Below are 20,358 nucleotides of genomic sequence, written 5' to 3' on the forward strand. Positions count from 1 at the left end.
GTGGCGGGAGTAATTGAAGCCCCTGCGCTGGGGGAAGTGTACACGGCTCTGCGGGGTCAGGGCGCGTTTCTCAATGGTAAACGGATTCAGGCCTCCCCGGTCACGGACCCGGCGAGTGCCATGATTGAAATGGGCTGGAGCAACCGGGTTCCCAAACCAATCTTCATGGAAAAAATTGATGCTATTATGGACCTCGGGGCCATGCCGCGGTCTGGTGGCTCCGGCGCGTTGGCGCTGGCGGACGTCGCATGCGGGCGGCTGGACGGATATATCGAAATTGTCATTAATCTGTGGGATGTCGCAGCCGCTCTGCCTCTTCTGGCGGAGGCAGGGGCCTGTGTCTCACCATTTCTGCGGGAGGGTGGGCTGACAGGCCCTGCGACAATTCTAGCGGCAAATCCGCATATTGCGCGGGCATTGTCCTCTGCCGTAGGAATTTCTCTGGATTAAAAGCGGTGAGCTCTGGCCTTCGGGCCATTCTGCCGCCACAAAAGAGACTTAAGACTTGGCCAGTAATTGAGGCCCATATTGGAGACTACCAGAATGCGGTCAGTTTACCGTTTTTCCTCCTTTTCTCTTGCTCTGGGGATGGCAACCGCTGTGATTTGCGCGCCTGTGCGGGCTCATGCGGCGGATAGCGGGCAGACGCTCGTGGATAAGGCTGCGCTGACGGTGCAGGATATTTTTGTGGGTGCGACGCCACAGAGCAACGTCGCCATCAATCTCGGCAAATCCCGCGCTGTTATGGTCTGTCCTTCCATTTTCCGCATGTCCATTGCGTTCGGCGGAGCTGGAGGCGGGTGCCTGCTGCTGGCGCGTGATGCACGTGGTTCATGGTCTGACCCGGCTTTCTACACGCTCAGCACGGCCTCCTTCGGCATTCAGATAGGCGTACAGAACTCGCAGGCCATGTTTTTTGTCATGACAGATCGCGGTTTGCAGGCGTTACTGGACAGCCAGTTTCAGTTTGGTGCCAATGCGGGGGTCTCGTTCGCGACCCTGAGCAGCAATGTTGAACGCGGCAATGCCGGCGCAAGCAACACCGATATTCTTGTGGCGCAGAAATCGCAGGGGCTTTTTGCTGGCGCGGCTCTAGGCGGCACAAAACTGACGGTTAACAGCGATGCCAACCGGGCTTACTATCACCAAAGCGTCGGGCCGGAAGATATTGTGGTGTCCATGCGGGTAAACAACCCCGGAGCGGACCCGCTGCGGAGTGTGCTCACCCGGTACGGAAAAATGGCCCCGGCAACGGCTGCGTCATCCGCAAAAACCGGTGCGGCGCAGCGTGGTGCGGCAACCGGTGCTGATACGATCGGGAGTGACGCTGTGACAACGCCGGGCTCTGGCAGCATGGGCAGCGTCAAACATGAAACTCTTGCCCCGATAAAATCCCGATAAAATCCGGTTGGGGCAGAAGGTCCCTGCTGGCTTTCTTACGGCTCCATGCCCTTAATGCTGCGGCGTTTGGGCATGTTCGGCCTGTTTTTTCTGCCGAAAAACCTGCACATTTTTATTATGCTCTGTCAGGCTGGTCGCAAAGCTATGACCGCCCTGCCCGTTTGCAACAAAATACAGCATAGGCCCGTCTGCGGGGTGCGCCACAGCCTCCAGAGAGGATAGACCCGGAGAGCAAATCGGCCCCGGCGGCAGCCCTGTTACCATATAAGTATTATAAGGGCTGCTGACCTGAAGATCCGTATGGGTCAGGCTTCTACCCAGAGGCGGCGCGCCATTGGTCAGAGCGTAAATGACCGTTGGGTCCGTTTGCAGTTTCATGCCCTGTTGTAGCCGATTGATAAAAACACGCGCGACAAGCGGACGCTCGGCGGGAAGAGCGGTTTCCTTTTCCACCAGAGAGGCCAGAGTCACAAATGTCTGCTCATCAGGAATTTCCGATATAGGTGCGCGTTTATTCCAGACAGTCAGGACTGCTTTCGTCATGGCTGTCTGCGTTCGGTCCAGCAAAGCTTTTCGGTCGGTATTACGTAGGTAGCCGTAAGTTTCTGGCATGACGGAGCCTTCGGGAGGCAAAGGTGCATCGCCTTCCAGAAAGGGTGCCGACTGGAGCAGCGCTTGAATCTGATGCGCCGTCAGGCCTTCCGGAATCGTCAGCTTATGCAGCACTGGGCGACCATGCCGCACAATATGCAGGGCATCTTGCATTGAAACAAACGCAGGAAAATGTAGTTCCGCGGCGTGAAGCTGTCCGTCTTTACGGGTTAGCAACACTGCGGCCAGACAGAGTTTTTCTGTCCAGAACCCGGAATGCAGAACTCCGGCCTGCTGCAATGTACGGATCGTGCTGAGATAGTCGCCATGAGGAATGACAACATCAGTCTGGGTTACTAATGGCCCCGGATTTTTAAAATCGAGCCAAGCCTTAAGGACCGTGCCTCCTGCCCCCAGAAGGAGCAGAAGGAACAGGACCGATAATAACCTGCGCATATCGTCCTTTATCAGACGCCGCGCACAACCAGACTGGCATTTGTGCCGCCAAAGCCGAAGCTGTTGGACAGAGCAACATTAATCTGCCTCTGCTGCGCTGTATGCGCGACCCGGTCAATCACGCTCTCGCGTGATGGGTTATCAAGGTTAAGCGTGGGAGGCGCCACGTTGTCACGGATAGCAAGCATGCAGAAAATGGCTTCAATCGCCCCAGCCGCACCAAGCAGATGCCCGGTGGAAGACTTGGTGGAGGACATGGCCAGATTACGGGCATCATCGCCAAACAGACGCTCGACAGCTTCAAGCTCAAGGTCATCCGCCATTGTGGAGGTGCCATGAGCGTTGACGTAGCCAATATCTGCGGGCGTGACCCCGGCACTTTTCAGAGCCGAGCGCATGGCGCGGAAAGCCCCGTAGTGCCCTTCTGCCGGTGCCGTAATGTGATAGGCATCACCCGACATGCCGTAGCCTACGATTTCCGCGTAGATTTTGGCACCCCGCGCTTTAGCGTGTTCGTACTCTTCCAGCACAACCACACCAGCGCCTTCACCCATTACAAAACCGTCGCGGTCTTTATCCCACGGGCGGGAGGCTTTCTGTGGTGTTTCATTGAACCCCGTTGAAAGCGCTCTGGCTGAGCAGAATCCGGCAATCCCCAGAGGGCAGACGGTTGCTTCCGCCCCACCTGCGACCATCACGTCCGCATCGCCAAACATGATGAGCCGCGCGGCATCACCAATAGCATGCACACCGGTTGCGCAGGCTGTCACCACAGAGTGGTTTGGCCCCTGAAACCCGTATTTGATGGACACATGCCCGGAGACAAGGTTGATGAGAGCCGATGGAATAAAGAAGGGAGAAAGACGCTTGGCGCGCCCCTCATGCACCGTGATGGAGGCATCATAGATGGTCTGTAGACCACCAATGCCTGAGCCAATCATCACACCTGTGGCGCATTTATCTTCTTCAGTCTGAGGTTTCCAGCCGGAATCCTCCACAGCTTCTGTCGCTGCGACCAGTCCCATATGAATGAAACGGTCCATCTTGCGCTGGTCTTTGACCGACACCCAGTCAGAAAGCGTCAGCTTTCCTTCTGAAGTTGGTCCTTCCGGCACCTGTCCGGCAACCTGCGCAGGCAGATCGCTAGGGTCAAAATGCGTGATTCGACCAATCCCGCTTTCCCCTGCGATCAGACGTGACCATACGTTTTCGACACCGAGGCCCAGAGGCCCCACCATGCCCATGCCAGTGACGACAACGCGTCTCCGGCCCGAATTTGCTCCGGCCGACTGCAACAAACCAGCCCGCTCCCCGCTTGAATCTGTATGGCCCCTCAAGGAATGAGGGACCTTCCGTTAGTCTGCAAAAAAAAAGCGGCCTAAATCAGGCGGCTTTCTGCTTTTCGATGTAGTCAATCGCGTCTTTAACCGTGGCGATCTTTTCAGCAGCGTCTTCCGGAATCTCGACATTGAAAGCTTCTTCAAAAGCCATCACGAGTTCAACGGTATCAAGGCTGTCTGCGCCCAGATCGTCGATGAAGGACGCTTCCGGCGTGACCTTGCTTTCTTCGACGCCGAGATGCTCGACCACAATTTTCTTAACCTTGTCAGCGATTTCGCTCATCTGTCTCTGCTTCCTATGGGCCCTGTCAATTGGGCAAGTTATCTAGGCGCTTAAGTCTGCCAGTTTGCCTGTTGTTGTGTGGGTGAGCGGGTTGCTCATTCTTCCCTCACACAACAGGGTTGCGGGCGCTTAGCACGTTTTTCCGGCTCACGCCAACATGAACCGGTCTACTGTGTTCCGGACACCTGCATCCAGACCATTTACGGAGCCTGTCTGCCACATCCAAAAACAATTTGCACGATCTGTTGAAGCAATAGCCTCCGCAGCGTGTTTATACCATAGCCATGCCGCCATTAACATGCAGCGTGGAGCCTGTAACCCACCCGGCCTCTTCGGAACACAGATAGAGCACGGCAGAGGCAACATCTTCCGGTTTGCCAAGGCGGCCCAGCGGAATGGCGCTGGTCAGCTTCTCTTTCTGAGCATCCGGCAGAACATCCGTCATGGGGGTAACAATAAAGCCCGGTGCCACGACATTGACGGTCACGCCACGGGAGCCCGCTTCCTGTGCGAGGGATTTGCTCATCCCCACCATGCCCGCTTTTGCAGCGGCGTAATTGGCCTGCCCGGCGTTGCCGGTTGTGCCAACCACAGAGGCGATATTCACAATGCGACCGGCCCGGCGGCGCAGCATGCCTTTCAGAACAGCACGGCACAGGCGAAAGGGGGAGGACAGATCCACATTCAGAACCTGATCCCAGTCCTGATCTTTCATGCGCAGGGCGAGCGTGTCCCGCGTGAGCCCAGCGTTATTGACCAGAATATCCAGAGGTGCACCTGCAACCTCTTCCGCCTTGCCAACCAGCGCGTCAGCCTCCGCCGGTTCGGACAGGTTGGCCGTGACATAAAACGCCCGCTCACCACCCAGTTCCGCAACCTGCTCCTGCAGCACGGCTTCCCGCGTGCCGGACAGAACGACGGTAGCGCCCTGTGCGTGTAACGTCGCGGCAATCGCGCGGCCGATGCCGCCGGAGGCGCCCGTCACCAGAGCGATTTTTCCATCAAGCCTGAACATAATCTTTTATTCCGTTGTTTTAAAAGGATTTCAGGAAGGTTTCTATGTCAGAGACCGTGCCGACAGAACTGGTGGCAACTTCCGGGTCAATACGGCGCACAAGGCCTGAGAGAACTTTACCCGCGCCAATTTCCACGAATGTATCCACGCCCATGCCGGTCATGGCTTCCACGCTTTCGCGCCAGCGGACACGGCCTGTCACCTGCTTTGTCAAAGCCTGACGAATCGCATCCGGGTCAGTCACCTTATCGGCGGTCACATTGGCGATAACGGGCACGATGGGGGTGGCGATGTCCGCTTTTGCAAGGGCTTCGGCCATGACATCTTCTGCCGGACGCATCAGAGAGCAATGGAATGGAGCAGACACAGGCAGTTTGACGGCCCGCTTGATTTTCATGTCCTTGGCGAGCGCAATGGCGTTGTCGATAGCGGCCATGGTGCCGGAAATAACAATCTGCCCGCCGCCATTATCATTCGCGATTTCCAGAACGCCGTCCTGCGCGGCGTTTTCACAGATTTCCTGCGCCTGAGCGAGTGTCGCGCCAATAAGAGCGGCCATTCCGCCCTCACCTGCCGGCACGGCTTTCTGCATGGCCAGCCCGCGGGTGCGGAGCAAACGTGCGGCATCCGCAACGCCAAACGCCCGGCCAGCCGCCAGTGCGGCATATTCCCCAAGAGAGTGCCCGGCCAGCAGGGTTGCTTTTCCGGCCAGATCCAATCCGCCCTGCTCTTCCAGAACACGCAGCACCGCCATGGAAACAGCCATCAAAGCGGGTTGCGTATTGTCCGTGCTGGTCAGAGCCTCCATCGGCCCTTCAAAAATGGTCTTGGAGAGCTTTTCGCCCAGTGCGTCATCCACTTCTTCAAACACAGCGCGTGCTGAAGGAAAGGCAGCGGCAAGGTCAGCCCCCATACCGACGGACTGGCTACCCTGCCCCGGAAAAATAAAAGCGTAAACAGCCATAATACCTACTGTTTCAAGAGGTTCTTCAAGCCTGACAGGCTGAAATCAGATCAAACGCAGTTCATGGAGTGCTGTTTGAAAGGAGAAAGTGAAAAGATACGCTGCCCGTGCTCAGCGCACAATACGCCAGCGAATGACCAGCAGGGCATCCCATACGCTGGCAACAATTTCATGCCCCACTCGCAGGCCTGTTCGCAGTCGGTTTTCACGGCCCGTAACAGGAAATGGAAAGGGCACGGCGTGTACATGCCACCCAGCAAGGTGCATGAGAAGCAGGCAGCGCGGGAGATGGTAGCGGCTGGTTGCCAGTGCGACCCGACGGTCGCCCAACCCCTGCTGCTCAAGAATTTTTGTGCAGTTTACCACGGAATCAAACGTATCCGTTGCGGCGTGGTCGGCAAGGATGGTCTCGGCGGGAACACCGTTATCCAGCAGTAACCCGCGCATCACGGCGGCTTCTGTCACCCCCTTACGCGGCACGCCGCCCGTTACGAGATAAAGCGGCTGGGCCTGATTTGCACCAAATCTTAAGGCGGCTTGCACCCGATGCTGCAAAGCGGGAGAGGGCGCACCATCAGCCCGAAGTGCTGCGCCAAAAATGATGATCGGTATGGCGTCCAGCCCAGCCCAACCACTTGCGGGCGTGTCAGGCCGCAGCGTCATGCCGGGGGCTGGAGCAGGACGCGGTTCAGGCGTTCCAGCGTGTAAAAGGTTTCCTGCCAGACCGCATGGAATTTATTTTCCGGTACGCCGCGTGTCGCGAGGATTGCGGCCAGTTCGCCCACTGTGCGCTCACCGTCGATAAGCGGCAGAAGCCCCCTCGCCTGCGGGGGCAACGGAACCGGCACAACTAGCGTTCCGAAAGCAAAAGGCAGCGTATGGTCAGGCCGCATCTGCTTGGCGAGTTCAATGCCGGGAATTTCCCGCATGACAGGCACGGCATCAAAAGAGCAGGCATCCGCAGGCGTAACGCTGGTCCCTTTGCGGACGACATAGGCCACATGGGTTGCCATATTGCCCGCCAGAGACTCTGCAATCGTGGCTTGTTCCCGTGCGGGAAGCTGGGTGATGCGTGCCCGTAACTTTGGGTCGGGCAGGAAAAGTGCGGGATCATACCGTGCTGGTTCCATCAGGCACGTGCTTTCCAGCCCTGCCCTATCCAGCAAGTCCAGAAACGCCCCAACAGTATAAGCACGGTCTCTGGGGTTGAGGAGCAGATCATACAAACCGGCGTCTCCACCGCTCAGATGGTCCCCAAAATTGCCGTTTTGCCGCAGCCATGCCGTAGCAGGCAGATGGCGCATGACACGTTTGGCGATGTCCAGACGGGTCGCCGGTTTTTCATCAAATGGGGCGAGCTGTTCCAGCGCGTCCTGCATCATATAGACGCCGGTGCGACCATAAGGCGCATAGACCATCACCCCCATGCCCCCGCCCGGTGCGAGGGCTGCCACCAGCCCGGCCAGTGCTGCATCGGGGTCGGGCAGATGGTGCAGAACACCACAGCAATCAATGTAATCAAACAGGCCGAGGTCAAGTGCTCCCAGATCAGTCAGGGAGCCTTCTACGAAGCGTATAGTCGTCAGGCCGCGCATGGTGGCGCGAGCCTGCGCGATGGAGAGAGCGTGGCGGGAACGGTCAACGCAGACAACTTCCCCCGGTCGGCCTGCGCGTGCCATCTGTGTGGCAAGCATGATTGCGCCGTCGCCTGTGCCGCATCCAGCAATCAAGGCGCGAAGCGGCTGGCTGCGTGGACGCTTTGCGCCGAACACCCAGTAGTCAATTTCGCGCAGATGGCTGGGGCTGCCAATCAGCAGCCGTCGTGCTTCATCCTGCGGGTTTCGCTCCGGGTAGGGATACGCTTCATACTGCGCAGCCAGTTCAGTATCCCGCGTATCGCTGCTGGTATGTTCTGTCACGCGCAAGCACTCCTTTAGCGCGGCAGCAGCTTGCCGCGTTGCCATGATTCGGCAGCCTCATCCGCCGTCATCCCTTCCGTGCGCATGGCGAAATCCATGGCGCTGATGACCTTGGTGCTCAGCATCAGTTCATCCAGTTCATCCTGAAGGTCCGGATCCATATCGTCTGTCAGGCCGGGGCGCATCAGCATGCTAGCTTCCTGCTCTTTGCCCATGCTCCCTTTGGGGTCAGACAAAATACGAAAGCCGCCCTGATGGAACAGGAAGCAGGGCTGAACAAGCGGCATGAGAACGCAGTCTCCGCTATTCAGCGCCGTCGTGAGTGAGGCTAAAGCCTCCTCATCAGGCAGAACTTTAAGAGTGAAGCCTGCGGCTGCAAGGCTATAATCAGCAAGCATCTGCTCAACATGCTTTTGCAGAGAGGTAGGTGTGATAATGGTGCGAGAAAGTTCCGGACCGGCCTGCACGACGTCACTCAATGAGACAACTGGCCCATCTTCGCGTGAAATACAGCAGCATGCGCTGGGCTGAAACAGTTTGCCGAGGGGTGTTACTCCCGGTGCCAGCAGGTCTGAATCATCGTCCGGCAGCCATGCTGAGACGTAGAGATCAATCTCGCCATTTTTGAGCATTTCAGCGAGAGCGGATTTCGGGCCGATGACAATGTCCGGCTCGACATCATTCGCTTCCAGAACTCGGATGATAGCCGCCGCTGTCGCCTCATGAACTGTTGAGTCTGGGTGGGCGAGAGTTATCGTCGTCATATCATCTTCCTTAAAGTCAGGACTGGAGGTCTTGCTGATGAGACCTTGCAGCAGGAGACGGCCGGATGCGCAATCCCTGAAATCGTTTTACTGCTCTTCTGCGTATGCGCAGCATGTCGTTCAACAAGACGTCAAATAAACAGAAACGCCAATAAAAAACAGTCTGACGCATGGGCGTCAGACTGTTCCAGAAAAGATCATGCTTGAGGAGAAAGGGCTGTGAAGGAAAGAGGTCCGGTCAGTCAGGCAGCCACAATTTTCTCTGGGAGGGGCAGAACGGGCCGCACCATGTGCAGGGCGTCCGCAAAGGAACGGAACTGCCCGAGCACGTTTTCCCGAATGGCGTCCATCACCACCCAGCTATTGCCACGAGAGTAAATTTTATAGGCCGGGTCCGCCGTTTCCCGCACCCAGATCAGCGCGTAACCGGAAGAGACGCCTGCCTGCCGCTGTTCGGCGGAAAAAATATCGGCATCACACACGCCCATGGGTTGGCCTGCGTGAACCCAACGGGAGAGATATTCCCGGTGATGCGACAAAATTTCCATCTGAAATGGGATAACATTGCTGACAAATGGGGCATCATTCTTGCGCGGCATCAGATTTTCCATTTCCATCGAACACCAGAGGATATTTGCTGAGTTCAAATGTAAAATGGCGATTTCCGTAACGCCAAGACAAAACGTGGGTTTGCGCCTCAGAATGAGGCAGAAACTTCATAAAGTTGCGCAAAAACCACAAAAAACGAAATGTGACAAAATTTTAATGCCTATTTGTTAGGCAAATGATTTTCTTGTGAGCGTTTCTGATCAGAATTTTGCAGAAACCATAAGCGAGCCGTAGTTGAACAGACCGGACTTCGCACCGTCAAATTGCTGAGTCTGCCAAACCTGACTGTAGGAAACACGCACACCGTAGAACATGACGGCCAGACCGGCGTGGATTTCACCCACATCCCACTTCTTATTCACATGCAGGGAATTGCTGCGCATGGTGTTGCCTTCAAGAGAGGCATCATACGCCACAGCCTGCCCCGTCACGCCGCCAAAGAAGTACCATGCAACCGGGCGTGTCGCCTTATAGGCGTCTCCGCCGTCGGTGACTGAACTCTGAATGGTCGGCAGGCCGAAATCACTACTAAGCCCTTGCCCAAAGCGGAACATATCCCCGAGTTTGCCGTAAATCTGATAGTCACCGATTGCGGCAGAGGCTGAGGGCAGGTTGTCAAATTCAATCGGGCCGAGATTAACCAGCGGCAAACGCCATGTGCGCCCACCCTGCACCTGAAAAATAGGCTGGTTTTGTAGCTGATGCTTCCAGCCCAGATTTTTTGTATCGCCGATCGCGCCATGGAAACCATTTTGAAGCTGGCGCCCCAGACCTGCCGGACCCATAACGCCCACCTGAATACCAAACACGCTGCGTGTGGTGTCAGTATCTGTGATCAGATTGATGGTGCCGAGCAAAAGACTTGAATAAGGCCGGTCACGCAGCAGGCTATTATGGGGCTGGCCCGCTCCCCACGGATTGGCGGCCTGTGTATCGCGCGGCGTAAAAATCAGTTGCTGGAGTCCCATGCTGATCCGCTGCACGCCGTTTCCCCAGATGGCTTTGTTGATGGCGGCAATGGGGGTGGGCAGCGTATCCGTGCCGGATGTCCAGTTCAGCCGCAGGCCGCTAGTGTAATACTGGTCGGACGTGCCTTTCAGGGTGGAAACGGCATCGTTTTCCCCCTGTAGAGTCCATGTGCCCTGCTTATCTTGCAGGGGCGTTGCATGCGCAGCGGAGCGAGAGACAACAGCACTGCCAGCCAGCATAAGGGTTGCGGCAGCAATATACCTCACATGGGGTAATTTCATGATGGCGGACATAGGTTTCCTCTCGTTCTGCCAATGCAGAGTCAGTTTTAAAGTCTTTAGTTGATTGCGCAGCAACAAGAAACCCTACTTTCCAGCTATTCGCTCTGCGCCATGCTGTGTTTTGTGCCTTATTCAGGTGCGGGAGTCACAAAAATGTTACTCTCAGGAAAAGTGGTGAAACCCCTGCTGATTTCATGCTTTTCTATAGATACGCCACGGCCGGTATGGTAAGTCATACTTGGATGTGGTTGCAGACCACTCTGCCGTATTTTCAATATCTGGAGAAGCAAATGCCTTCTCCATGCTCCAGGATCAAGACCGTTGAGAAGTAACAGGACCGACCGCAGCTCTCGTTCTCCGCGCCGCGGCGGATTTGACGATGATTTTATGTCAACGCCTTCCTATGGCGAACGTCCCGCTTTTGGTGGCGGTGGCGGTGACCGTGGCGGATATGCTCCGCGTAGACCCGCAGGTGGTGGCGGTGGTGGCCCGCAGGTTATCGCTTCCGGTCCGGAAATCGGAGCGACTGTCAAATGGTTCAACAGCGAAAAAGGCTTCGGCTTTGTTGAACTGTCTGATGGGTCTGGCGATGTTTTCCTGCATGCCAACGCTCTGTCTCAGGCTGGTCATGATGGCGTGAGCCCCGGTGCCACTCTGTCCGTGCGTATCGGTCAGGGCCCGAAGGGTCGTCAGGTAGCGGAAGTCATTTCCGTTGACGAAAGCACGGCTCAGCCGGAACGCCCGCGCGCTCCGTCTGGTGGTGGCTTCGGCGGCGCACCGCGCGCTGGTGGCGGCTTTGGTGGTGGTCGCGCTCCGCGTCCGGCTCCGGACCTTTCTTCTGCAGAAGAAGTCCGTGGGACCGTGAAGTGGTACAACGCGACCAAAGGCTTCGGCTTCATCACGCCTGATGGCGGTGGCAAAGACATTTTTGTTCACGCCTCTGCTCTGGAGCGCTCTGGTCTGGCTAGCCTCAACGAAGGTCAGGTCACGAATGTAAGGGTTGTTCAGGGCCAGAAAGGTCCAGAAGCCGCTGCAATCGATGCAGACTAAGTTTTATACATCCGTATAAAACGAGAAAACCCCGCCTAGTGCGGGGTTTTTTTATGACTGAATATTTGAAAACATGCGACACGCTCTCATAAAGAGCACGGGTTAGTAGTCCCCGCGCCCTTTATTGCGAAGCAGTCTGGCTTTGTCTCTCTGCCAGTCACGGTCCGCAATCGCGTGGCGCTTGTCCACGCTCTTTTTGCCTTCACCCAGACCCAGCGTGACTTTCGCGCAGCCGCGCGCATTGAAGTGAATATCGAGCGGCACCAGAGTGGCACCTTCTCGGGCCACAGCGCCAAGAAACTTCTCGATCTGCTTACTGTGCAGGAGGAGCTTGCGCGGAGCACGCGTATCAAAACGAGACAGAACGCCGCCCTGATATTCTGGAATGTAGCTGTTAAGCAGCCAGAGTTCTCCATTCCGTTCCGCGGCAAAAGCTTCAGCAATCGTGGCGCGGCCCATGCGGAGGCTTTTGACTTCTGCCCCTTTGAGGACAAGGCCAGCCTCGATTGTTTCGGTAATGGTGTAGTTAAAACGTGCCTTACGGTTTTGCGCCGCGATTCCATGAGAAATCATGGTGGGCTTTGCTGGTTTTTTTGCCATGGCTCAGTTCAGCAGCCCGGCATCAACCAGAGCGGCTTTAACGTGCTGACGTGACGAGTCTGTCAGAGGTGCTAAAGGCAGACGGCACGTTTCTCCTGCAAGCCCCAGCAGGCTGGCCGCGTATTTAACCGGAGCGGGATTACTTTCGCAGAACAGGGCATCATGCAGAGGTAACAGCTTATCCTGCCCCGCAATGGCATCCGCCACACGGCCAGCCTGCCAGTCTGCCTGAATCCGGGCGCACAGAGCCGGTGCGACGTTGGATGTCACGCTGATGCAGCCGTCCCCGCCCGCAGCGAGGAAGGAAACGGCCGTACCATCTTCCCCCGAGAGCTGATTAAAGGGCTTGCTGACGGCGCGGCGTACCTGAAGCGGGCGTAGAAGATTGGCGGTAGCATCTTTCACGCCGATGATATTGGCATGCCGTGCCAGACGCGCCGTTGTTTCCACACTGATTTCAACAACAGACCGACCGGGGATATTATAGAGCATGACCGGGATAGAAATGGCATCGGCAACCGCCATGAAGTGCCGGTAAAGCCCTTCCTGCGTTGGCTTGTTATAATAAGGCGTAACCACCAGAACCGCAGACGCTCCAGCTTTTTCTGCGTGACGCGCCAGATCGACCGCTTCGGCTGTGCTGTTGGACCCTGCCCCGGCAATAACCGGCACCCGACCAGCAGAGACCTTGATGGCGCGTTCAATAACCGCATGATGTTCCTGATGCGACAGGGTCGGGCTTTCACCCGTTGTTCCCATAGCGCACAGCGCAGACGTTCCTTCCTCAATCTGCCAGTCCAGCAGACGTTCAAAGGATGTGAAATCCAGACTTCCATCCCGGTTCATGGGGGTAATCAGTGCGGTGATGGAGCCTGTAAAGCGTGTATGTGACATAAGCCGTCGTTTATCCCGAAATGGCGTCTGCATAGCCTGAAGTCTGCTCTTCAAGCGGAGAGCCGGTCATGTGCCGCCGGAAAGGCGACTGCGTATATACGCCCAGAATTTCGGCGTTCTCGGCAAAAAATTCAAGTTCTGACAAAGCTTTGCCTAGCCGGTCTTCTTCCGGATGGCCTTCAACATCCATCAGAAAGCGTGTCGCGGCAAAACTTCCGCCCGTCATATAACTTTCCAGCCGTGTCATGTTCAGGCCGTTGGTGGCAAAGCCTCCCAGCACTTTATAGAGCGCGCCGGGAATATTTTTGACGTTGAAAATCAGCGTCGTCATGACATGCGGTGTGCCAGCGGCTGGCCGGTCTGCCGTGCGGGAAGCAATATAGAAGCGTGTGGTGTTATGCTTTGCATCTTCCACGTTTTTTAGCAGAATTTCCAGCCCGTTTAGTTGGGCCGCGAGTTCAGAGGCCACAGCGGCCTCCTCCTTCCTTCCCCACAACGCCACGAGTTCAGCCGCACCGGCGGTATCAAACTCCGTAACAGGCGTCAGGCCGCGGTCACGCAGAAGATTGCAGATCTGCCCCATGGCGACAGGGTGGGTGTGAACCCGCTTGATATCATCCAGCGTGGCCCCCGGGACACCCAGCAGGCAATGTTCAATACGCTGGAAATATTCTCCCACAATATGCAGGCCTGAGGCTGGCAGAAGGGTGTGAATATCTGGGACACGCCCAGCAAGACTATTCTCACAGGCCAGCATGGCGAGGTCCGCGCGGCCTGTATGAACAGCCTCTATAGCCCCGGCGAATGTCTTGCAGGGGAGCGTGCGCCAGCCGGGTTTAACGGTCCGGCAGGCAAGATCAGAATAGGCTCCCAGTGTGCCCTGAAAGGCGATGATCTTATCAGTCATTGCGTGCGTCATGCCTTGAAATGCTGCCGGGCTCGCTCAAGATCGGCCGGGGTATCCACACCAAACGGGGCTGCGTTGATACGCGCGCAGCCAATGCGCATTCCGGCTTCCAAAGCGCGAAGTTGCTCTAGTTGCTCGCGCCGTTCAAGGCCGGATTCTGGTAGGGAGACAAAACGCGCCAATGCACCCCGCCGCCAGCCATAAACCCCAACATGGTGCCAAAATGTCCCCTGTCCCCACGGAATCGGGTTGCGGGAGAAGTACAGGGCCGGCGCGCAGAGCGTATCAGCCTCAAAATGGCAGGCAACCTTGACGACTGATGCGGCCTCTTTTTCATCCTGCGACAAAACAGGTGCGACCAGTGTGCCAATGTCAAAAGCCGGGTCTGGCATGACACGCATGACGGCCCGTAGATCGTCCGGGGAAAAGGTTGGCAGATCCCCTTGCAAGTTGATCAGCACATCATGTTGACCCTCGGGGTCCAGTTCCTGCGCGGCCTGCCAGACTCTGTCTGAACCGGATGGCAGCTTGGGGTCTGTCAGGACAGCGCGGCCACCAGCTTGGGTGACGACATCACAGATTTCCTGATCAGCCGCCGCAACGGCAACTGGCCCGACATCCGCAGCAAGGGCTGCATCCAGCACACGCAAAATCATGGCGCGCCCGGCAATATCGGCCAGTGGTTTACCGGGCAGGCGTGTTGAGGCAAGCCGGGCGGGGATGATGACGAGCGGAGAGATCATCAGCTTGCTCTGGAATACGGCACAGAATATAGCCTTGGAAACAGTGTGAAAACGCTGCCGAACCCGGCGCGGCGCCCTTTATTGCTGGGGCGGCGTACAGTCTAGAAAAGGCGTGAGCCAAACGCAACCGGAGGTCCCGGCTTCTCGTATGGACAGCATGTTTCTTAATCGGTTGGGGGCAGCCTTTCTGCTTTCCGGGGTTTGCGTTTGGGTCTGCTACGCGACAAGCTCAGCCGTCGTGCCGCACACTGCCCCGGCAAAGCCCGCGTTTTCGCTCCCCGCATTGGACAACAAGCCGATAGCACCTTTCATGGCGCATGCAGACGCGCAAAGAGGCGATGCGCTGGTGCATCAGGTCTGCACAAATTGTCATGCGGTTAATGACGGCGCCTCTGATGGCGTTGGGCCTAATCTGTCTGGTGTGGTCGGGCGTCCTATCGCGGGGTTATCTGGCTATTCCTATTCTCAGGCGCTTAAAGCCCAGCATGGGCACATTTGGTCGGATCAGGCTTTGTCAGACTGGCTAACCGCCCCTGCCCGCTTTGCACCCGGCACGCGGATGTCTCTTGTTGGTCTGCCCGATGCCGCGCAGCGGGCGGATATTATCGCCTATCTGCGCACATTGGGCGAAAGTGACGTGCCCGCCCCGCCTGCCTCTCCCGGAGTAACACCATGACAACTGAGGACCTTACCCCCTTTCTGGATGTTGCCAGCATGATGGCGGATGCCGCACGCTGTGTTGTGCAGCCGTGGTTCCGGCGAGGTCTCAGCGTTTCAGACAAGGCAGACGAAAGCCCTGTGACCATTGCGGACCGCACAGCCGAGCGCGTGATGCGGGCCATTCTAGCCGAACGCCTGCCAGACCATGGCGTGTTTGGAGAGGAGTTTGGCCTTGAGAATGAGGCAGCCCGGTATCGCTGGCTGCTGGACCCCGTGGACGGCACACGGGCGTTTGTAACAGGCCGCCCGATGTTTGGTACGTTGATTGCGCTTTTACGGGATGGGGTGCCTGTCATCGGGGTTATTGATCAGCCTGTTCTACAAGAACGCTGGATTGGCGTGGCTGGTCAGCCGACACGGTTTGCGTCTCCTCTCGGGGGCTCTCCAGTTACACGACGCTGCCTGCGTCTGGCGGATGCGGAACTGTCCTGCACGTCGCCCGAAATACTGGAAAGTGCGCCGCATGACGGATGGAAAACCCTGAAAGCCCGTGCCAAACGCATGACGTGGGGTGGGGATTGCTACGCGTACGGCCTGCTGGCGCTCGGTCAGATTGATCTGATTGCAGAATGTGACATGAATCCGTGGGACTGGGCGGCTCTGGTGCCGGTTATTGAAGGGGCCGGTGGGAAAATTACGGCATGGGACGGCAGCCCCCTGCGAGCGGATGGGGATAGGACGGTGCTCGCCGCCGGGGACCCCACTCTGCATGCGGATGCTGTGAAGGTTCTTGCCGAGCAGAACTGACAGACGCAGTCCTTTTAACGTTTTACGGCGGCAGACCTATGAATTTCCCGCATTTTGCGATAGGCCTGCCCTTCGGCGCAACTGGTATGGTCATCTTCCCATGAGCACACAACTGTCCCTCCCCAAGGATAAAATCCGCATTCTACTGCTGGAAGGCGTGCATGACAGTGCCGTCGCACTGCTGAAAGCCAGCGGGTACGAGAACGTGGTGCGCCACAAGGGCGCGCTGGAAGGCGACGCCCTGAAAAAAGCTCTGGAAGGTGTCCACGTTGTGGGTATTCGCTCCCGCACCCAGTTGACCAAAGAGGTCCTTGAAGTCGCTGATCGCCTGATTGCCATCGGCTGTTTCTGCATTGGTACCAATCAGGTGGATCTGGAAGCGGCCCGGCTGAATGGAGTGCCGGTGTTCAACGCGCCTTACAGCAACACGCGCTCTGTGGCGGAATTGGTCATGGGCGAGATTGTCATGCTCATGCGCCGCATTTTTCCGGGCTCCATTGGCTGCCATCAGGGGCTATGGAACAAATCCGCCGCCAATAGCTGGGAAGTGCGTGGCAAGACTCTCGGGATTGTTGGCTACGGCTCCATCGGCTCCCAGCTTTCTGTTCTCGCGGAAGCCTTCGGTATGCGCGTGATTTATTATGACGTGGTGGACAAACTCGGCCACGGTAATGCCATGCCAGTAGATACGCTGGAAGATCTGCTGAGCCAAAGTGACGTGGTCAGCCTGCATGTGCCGCAAATTCCCGCCACCCGGAATATGATGGGGGCGGAGCAGATCCGCGCCATGAAAAAGGGATCGTTCCTGATCAACAACGCCCGTGGGAATGTGGTGGATCTGGAGGCTCTGGCTGAGGCACTGAAAGACAAGCACCTTCTGGGCGCTGCGGTTGATGTGTTCCCCAAGGAACCCAAAGGTCCGAATGACCGGCTCGCAACGCCGCTGATGGAGCTGGATAACGTTATCCTCACGCCGCATATCGGTGGCTCCACGGCGGAAGCGCAGGAACGGATTGGTGTGGAAGTGGCCCGTAAGCTGGTTGAATATTCCGATGTGGGGTCGACTTTTGGGGCCGTCAATTTCCCCGGTGTGCAGCTTCCCCAAAGCCCACGCGGCACGCGCTTCATGCATGTGCACCATAATGTGCCCGGTATGATGATGCGTTTGAATGAAGTTTTTCTCAAACAGACCTGCAATGTCACCGCCCAGTTTTTACAGACGGATGGTGAAATTGGATATGTTGTGGTGGAAGCCGATACAGGCGGCAACAAGGATACGGATGATACCATCCTGCATGCGCTGCGTGACATTGAAGGCACAATTCGTGCGCGCCTGATCTATCAGGGTCACTGATTTTATGAGGGTTCGGGAGTGGGAATGATCAATTCCCGCATCCGTAGCTTTGCCTTCGCCGGGATTGAAGCGCGGCCTGTCTGGGTGGAAGTTCAGATCTCATCCGGCCTTCCAGCTTTTCTGATTGTCGGTCTGCCTGATAAGGCTGTGGCGGAAGCCCGTGAGCGTGTAAGGGCTTCCCTGACTTCCATGGGCATGGCGCTCCCTGCCAAGCGGATTGTCATCAACCTTGTGCCAGCGGATATCCCAAAAGAAGGATCACATTTTGATCTTCCCATCGCGCTGGCTCTGCTGTGCGCCATGGAAGTTCTACCCTACGAAGAGGTGTCGCGGTTTGCGGCCCTCGGTGAATTGTCGCTTGATGGCAGACTGAACCCTGTTGCGGGTGTGCTGTCTGCGTCCATCGAGGCCTCGGCGATGTCTCTAGGGCTTATCTGCCCAGCAATGCAGGCGGAAGAGGCCTTGTGTGGCGGGGATATCGCGATCCTCGGTGCCCCTACACTTCTTGCCTTAATTAATCATTTCACCGGTCTTCAGATTCTGACACCGCCTGTTTTTTCAGAACAGACGGCTGACCCGACTCCCGAACCTGTTCCAGACCTTGCGGACATCAAAGGTATGGAAACAGGTCGGCGGGCATTGGAAATTGGTGCAGCGGGCGGCCATTCCATTCTGCTCTCTGGCCCACCGGGTGCGGGAAAATCCATGCTTGCCGCCCGTCTGCCGGGCCTGTTGCCGGATCTGACACAGCGGGAAAGTCTGGACGTTTCCCGTATTTACAGCGCCGCCGGGCTGTTAAAAAATGGACGCCCTATCAGACGTCCGCCGTTTAGAGACCCGCATCATTCCGCAACATTGCCTGCGCTTGTTGGCGGTGGGAACAAGGCGCGTCCGGGTGAAATCAGTCTGGCTGACCATGGCGTTCTGTTTCTGGACGAATTGCCCGAGTTTTCCCGCTCAGCACTGGAAGCTCTTCGGCAACCTCTGGAAACAGGTCGTGTAAGTATCGCACGCGCCGCCTTGCATGTGTCCTACCCTGCCCGCTTCCAGCTTATTGCCGCCATGAATCCGTGCCGGTGTGGGTATCTGGGGGATGCCAGCAAGGAATGCCGCAAAGCTCCGCGCTGCGGGGAGGAGTATATGGGCCGCCTGTCTGGCCCGCTGCTAGACCGCATTGATATTCACGTCGCCATGCAGCCCTTTGTGCCGCTGGACTATCTTTCTGGCCCATCTGGTGAAGCAAGCGCGCCAGTGGCGGAACGCGTGCAGGCGGCACGTGCGCGTCAGTATGCTCGGCAGGACGGTCTAAAAAACGCGCAAGCCACGCTGGAGCAGATGCCCATAACCGAGGCAGCACAAACTCTCGCGCAGAAAGTAGCGGCTCGTTTCCACTTTTCAGCCCGTGGCTACACCCGCATGGTCCGTGTTGCCCGGACCATTGCCGATCTGGCTGGTGAAAGCGAAATTCAGACCGCCCACGTAGCCGAAGCGGCAACCTTCCGCCTTCGCTCCGCTCAGAATTAAAGAGGCGTATGGGCCTTAGCAATGGGCTTTCAGCACGCTAAATCCCTGCTCCAGATCACCAATTAGATCCTCAGTTGATTCCAGACCGATTTGCAGGCGCATGGATGGGCCTTCAGTGTCGTCTGCGGGGAAGTTGCGGATAATGCTCTTGCTTGTTGGCAGCACAAGGCTTTCGTACCCGCCCCATGAGGCTCCGATTCCAAAAAACCTGAACGAATCAACCATGGCTTCCATAGCGTTCTGGGTGAACGTGTTTCTCAGAACGAAGCCAAAAAGGCTTCCTGCCCCGGTAAAATCGCGTTTCCATATTTCGTGACCGGGACAGTCAGGCAGAGCAGGATGCAGGACCCGTGCGACTTCAGGTCTCGTCTTCAACCACTGAGCTACGCGCATGGCTGATTGTGCCTGATGAGACAGCCGGACACCCATGGTGTGCAGACCGCGCAGAGTGAGCCAACAATCGTCCGGCCCGGCGAGTTGGCCAAGCTGAATGGCGGTCTCTCGTAGCAGATGCCAGTCTTCCGTTTTTGCAACCGTCACCGCGCCGGCAATCACATCGGAATGGCCTGAAGGGTATTTGGTGAGTGCCTGAATGGAGACATCAACACCATGGGTGAACGGCGCAAAAATGCCAAAACCCCACGTGTTATCCATCATCAATCTGGCCCCATGCGCGTGGGCGATGCGCGATAGCATGGGAATATCCTGCACTTCAAACGTATGGCTACCGGGACTTTCGGCAAACAGGACGCGCGTGTTCGGCTGGATCAGACCGGTGAGTTCCTCGGCGGAGGCACAGGGCGGATAATAAGTTGTTTCTACGCCAAAGCGTTTGAGCACCTTGTCTGCAAACCGCCGGGTGGGGCTATAAACAGAATCGGGAATCAGGCAGTGCTCCCCGGCGTTTAGAAAGGCGAGCAGCGGCGTGGTGCAGGCAGCAAGGCCCGAGGAGACAACCTGACAGTCTGTGCCGCCTTCAATAACGGCAATCGCTTTTTCCAACTCGTGCTGCACGGGCGTGCCCATAGCGCCGTAAATATAGGCATGGTCAAAATGTTTCTGACCCTGCCTACGCATGTCGCTGAGCGATGGAAACAACACAGTTGAGCCGCGGGTCATGGGCATGTTCACGGGTGCGCCTTCCGGGGCGGCTTCCGGTCTGGCCAGACGTGTCAGTGTCGAGGAGAGTTTATCCCAGCCTTGTGTCACAGTGATATCAGACGGCAT

The 20,358-nt window shown here is 57.0% G+C and carries 22 protein-coding genes; 7 read left to right on the top strand and 15 right to left on the bottom strand.

The annotated features are described in order from the left end of the window. Together AD949_RS07265 and AD949_RS07270 are read left to right on the top strand one after the other, a co-directional pair. Positions 1 to 450, top strand: a 450-nt coding sequence (locus AD949_RS07265; protein ID WP_282955670.1) for an inositol monophosphatase family protein, incomplete at its 5' end; no start/stop codon positions are given. A 93-nt stretch (positions 451 to 543) separates the two neighbouring features. Continuing rightward, positions 544 to 1,401, top strand: a complete 858-nt coding sequence (locus AD949_RS07270; RefSeq protein ID WP_082064741.1) for a lipid-binding SYLF domain-containing protein — start codon at positions 544 to 546, stop codon at positions 1,399 to 1,401. A gap of 51 nt (positions 1,402 to 1,452) precedes the next feature. On the opposite strand, the gene mltG is transcribed toward AD949_RS07270, so the two are convergent. From mltG to AD949_RS07320, 10 genes are all read right to left on the bottom strand, one after another. Continuing rightward, positions 1,453 to 2,448: an endolytic transglycosylase MltG gene (gene mltG, locus AD949_RS07275; RefSeq protein ID WP_048836074.1), complete on the bottom strand. Its 996-nt coding sequence runs from the start codon at positions 2,446 to 2,448 to the stop codon at positions 1,453 to 1,455. A gap of 11 nt (positions 2,449 to 2,459) precedes the next feature. Continuing rightward, positions 2,460 to 3,746 (bottom strand): beta-ketoacyl-ACP synthase II, encoded by a 1,287-nt coding sequence (fabF, locus tag AD949_RS07280; RefSeq protein WP_082064743.1) that lies wholly within the window; start codon positions 3,744 to 3,746, stop codon positions 2,460 to 2,462. Positions 3,747 to 3,831: 85 nt separating this feature from the next. Continuing rightward, on the bottom strand, positions 3,832 to 4,071 hold the full coding sequence (locus tag AD949_RS07285) for an acyl carrier protein (protein WP_006557907.1): 240 nt from the start codon (positions 4,069 to 4,071) through the stop codon (positions 3,832 to 3,834). A gap of 271 nt (positions 4,072 to 4,342) precedes the next feature. After that, positions 4,343 to 5,086 (bottom strand): 3-oxoacyl-[acyl-carrier-protein] reductase, encoded by a 744-nt coding sequence (gene fabG / locus AD949_RS07290; protein ID WP_048836076.1) that lies wholly within the window; start codon positions 5,084 to 5,086, stop codon positions 4,343 to 4,345. A 19-nt stretch (positions 5,087 to 5,105) separates the two neighbouring features. Then, the gene (gene fabD / locus AD949_RS07295) at positions 5,106 to 6,050 is read right to left on the bottom strand and encodes an ACP S-malonyltransferase (RefSeq protein WP_048836077.1); all 945 of its coding nucleotides are present in this window, start codon (positions 6,048 to 6,050) and stop codon (positions 5,106 to 5,108) included. A 111-nt stretch (positions 6,051 to 6,161) separates the two neighbouring features. Then, positions 6,162 to 6,713, bottom strand: coding sequence for a YdcF family protein (locus AD949_RS07300; RefSeq protein WP_244463380.1), 552 nt, complete (start codon positions 6,711 to 6,713; stop codon positions 6,162 to 6,164). After that, positions 6,710 to 7,969: a class I SAM-dependent methyltransferase gene (locus AD949_RS07305; protein WP_174766739.1), complete on the bottom strand. Its 1,260-nt coding sequence runs from the start codon at positions 7,967 to 7,969 to the stop codon at positions 6,710 to 6,712. Before AD949_RS07305 ends, AD949_RS07300 begins: the two co-directional genes overlap by 4 nt. A gap of 14 nt (positions 7,970 to 7,983) precedes the next feature. Beyond that, the gene (locus tag AD949_RS07310; protein WP_048836079.1) at positions 7,984 to 8,733 is read right to left on the bottom strand and encodes a glycine betaine ABC transporter substrate-binding protein; all 750 of its coding nucleotides are present in this window, start codon (positions 8,731 to 8,733) and stop codon (positions 7,984 to 7,986) included. Positions 8,734 to 8,975: 242 nt separating this feature from the next. Beyond that, positions 8,976 to 9,332, bottom strand: coding sequence for a hypothetical protein (locus AD949_RS07315; protein WP_048836181.1), 357 nt, complete (start codon positions 9,330 to 9,332; stop codon positions 8,976 to 8,978). 210 nt (positions 9,333 to 9,542) lie between these two features. Beyond that, a complete protein-coding gene (locus AD949_RS07320; RefSeq protein WP_048836080.1) occupies positions 9,543 to 10,604 on the bottom strand; it encodes a lipid A deacylase LpxR family protein in 1,062 nt (353 codons plus the stop codon). Between the two features lie 309 nt (positions 10,605 to 10,913). Here AD949_RS07320 and AD949_RS14630 point away from each other — a divergent pair, with 309 nt between their 5' ends. Further along, positions 10,914 to 11,642: a cold-shock protein gene (locus AD949_RS14630; protein WP_082064745.1), complete on the top strand. Its 729-nt coding sequence runs from the start codon at positions 10,914 to 10,916 to the stop codon at positions 11,640 to 11,642. A gap of 102 nt (positions 11,643 to 11,744) precedes the next feature. Here the strand turns inward: AD949_RS14630 and smpB are convergent, their stop codons facing one another. Genes smpB through AD949_RS07345 form a run of 4 tightly spaced genes read right to left on the bottom strand, consistent with a single transcriptional unit; the run spans position 11,745 to position 14,786 of the window. Beyond that, entirely contained in the window at positions 11,745 to 12,242 is a 498-nt protein-coding gene (smpB, locus tag AD949_RS07330) for an SsrA-binding protein SmpB (RefSeq protein WP_048836082.1), read from the bottom strand. A gap of 3 nt (positions 12,243 to 12,245) precedes the next feature. Further along, the gene (gene dapA / locus AD949_RS07335) at positions 12,246 to 13,136 is read right to left on the bottom strand and encodes a 4-hydroxy-tetrahydrodipicolinate synthase (RefSeq protein ID WP_048836083.1); all 891 of its coding nucleotides are present in this window, start codon (positions 13,134 to 13,136) and stop codon (positions 12,246 to 12,248) included. A 10-nt stretch (positions 13,137 to 13,146) separates the two neighbouring features. After that, positions 13,147 to 14,043, bottom strand: a complete 897-nt coding sequence (locus AD949_RS07340) for a prephenate dehydratase (protein WP_048836182.1) — start codon at positions 14,041 to 14,043, stop codon at positions 13,147 to 13,149. Between the two features lie 8 nt (positions 14,044 to 14,051). Next, positions 14,052 to 14,786, bottom strand: a complete 735-nt coding sequence (locus AD949_RS07345; protein ID WP_048836084.1) for a 3-deoxy-manno-octulosonate cytidylyltransferase — start codon at positions 14,784 to 14,786, stop codon at positions 14,052 to 14,054. A 148-nt stretch (positions 14,787 to 14,934) separates the two neighbouring features. Between AD949_RS07345 and AD949_RS07350 the strand changes: the two genes are divergently transcribed. The 4 genes from AD949_RS07350 (at position 14,935) to AD949_RS07365 (ending at position 19,131) form a co-directional block, all read left to right on the top strand. Further along, a complete protein-coding gene (locus AD949_RS07350; protein ID WP_048836085.1) occupies positions 14,935 to 15,462 on the top strand; it encodes a c-type cytochrome in 528 nt (175 codons plus the stop codon). Beyond that, positions 15,459 to 16,253, top strand: a complete 795-nt coding sequence (locus AD949_RS07355) for an inositol monophosphatase family protein (RefSeq protein WP_048836086.1) — start codon at positions 15,459 to 15,461, stop codon at positions 16,251 to 16,253. Before AD949_RS07350 ends, AD949_RS07355 begins: the two co-directional genes overlap by 4 nt. A gap of 100 nt (positions 16,254 to 16,353) precedes the next feature. Then, positions 16,354 to 17,607, top strand: coding sequence for a phosphoglycerate dehydrogenase (gene serA, locus AD949_RS07360; protein WP_048836087.1), 1,254 nt, complete (start codon positions 16,354 to 16,356; stop codon positions 17,605 to 17,607). A gap of 24 nt (positions 17,608 to 17,631) precedes the next feature. Continuing rightward, on the top strand, positions 17,632 to 19,131 hold the full coding sequence (locus AD949_RS07365) for a YifB family Mg chelatase-like AAA ATPase (protein ID WP_048836088.1): 1,500 nt from the start codon (positions 17,632 to 17,634) through the stop codon (positions 19,129 to 19,131). Between the two features lie 15 nt (positions 19,132 to 19,146). Here the strand turns inward: AD949_RS07365 and metC are convergent, their stop codons facing one another. Then, positions 19,147 to 20,358 carry a cystathionine beta-lyase gene (gene metC, locus AD949_RS07370; RefSeq protein ID WP_048836089.1) on the bottom strand — a complete coding sequence of 404 codons (1,212 nt, stop codon included), beginning with the start codon at positions 20,356 to 20,358 and terminating at the stop codon, positions 19,147 to 19,149.

The organism is Acetobacter orleanensis, assembly GCF_001581005.1.
Lineage (GTDB): Bacteria > Pseudomonadota > Alphaproteobacteria > Acetobacterales > Acetobacteraceae > Acetobacter > Acetobacter orleanensis.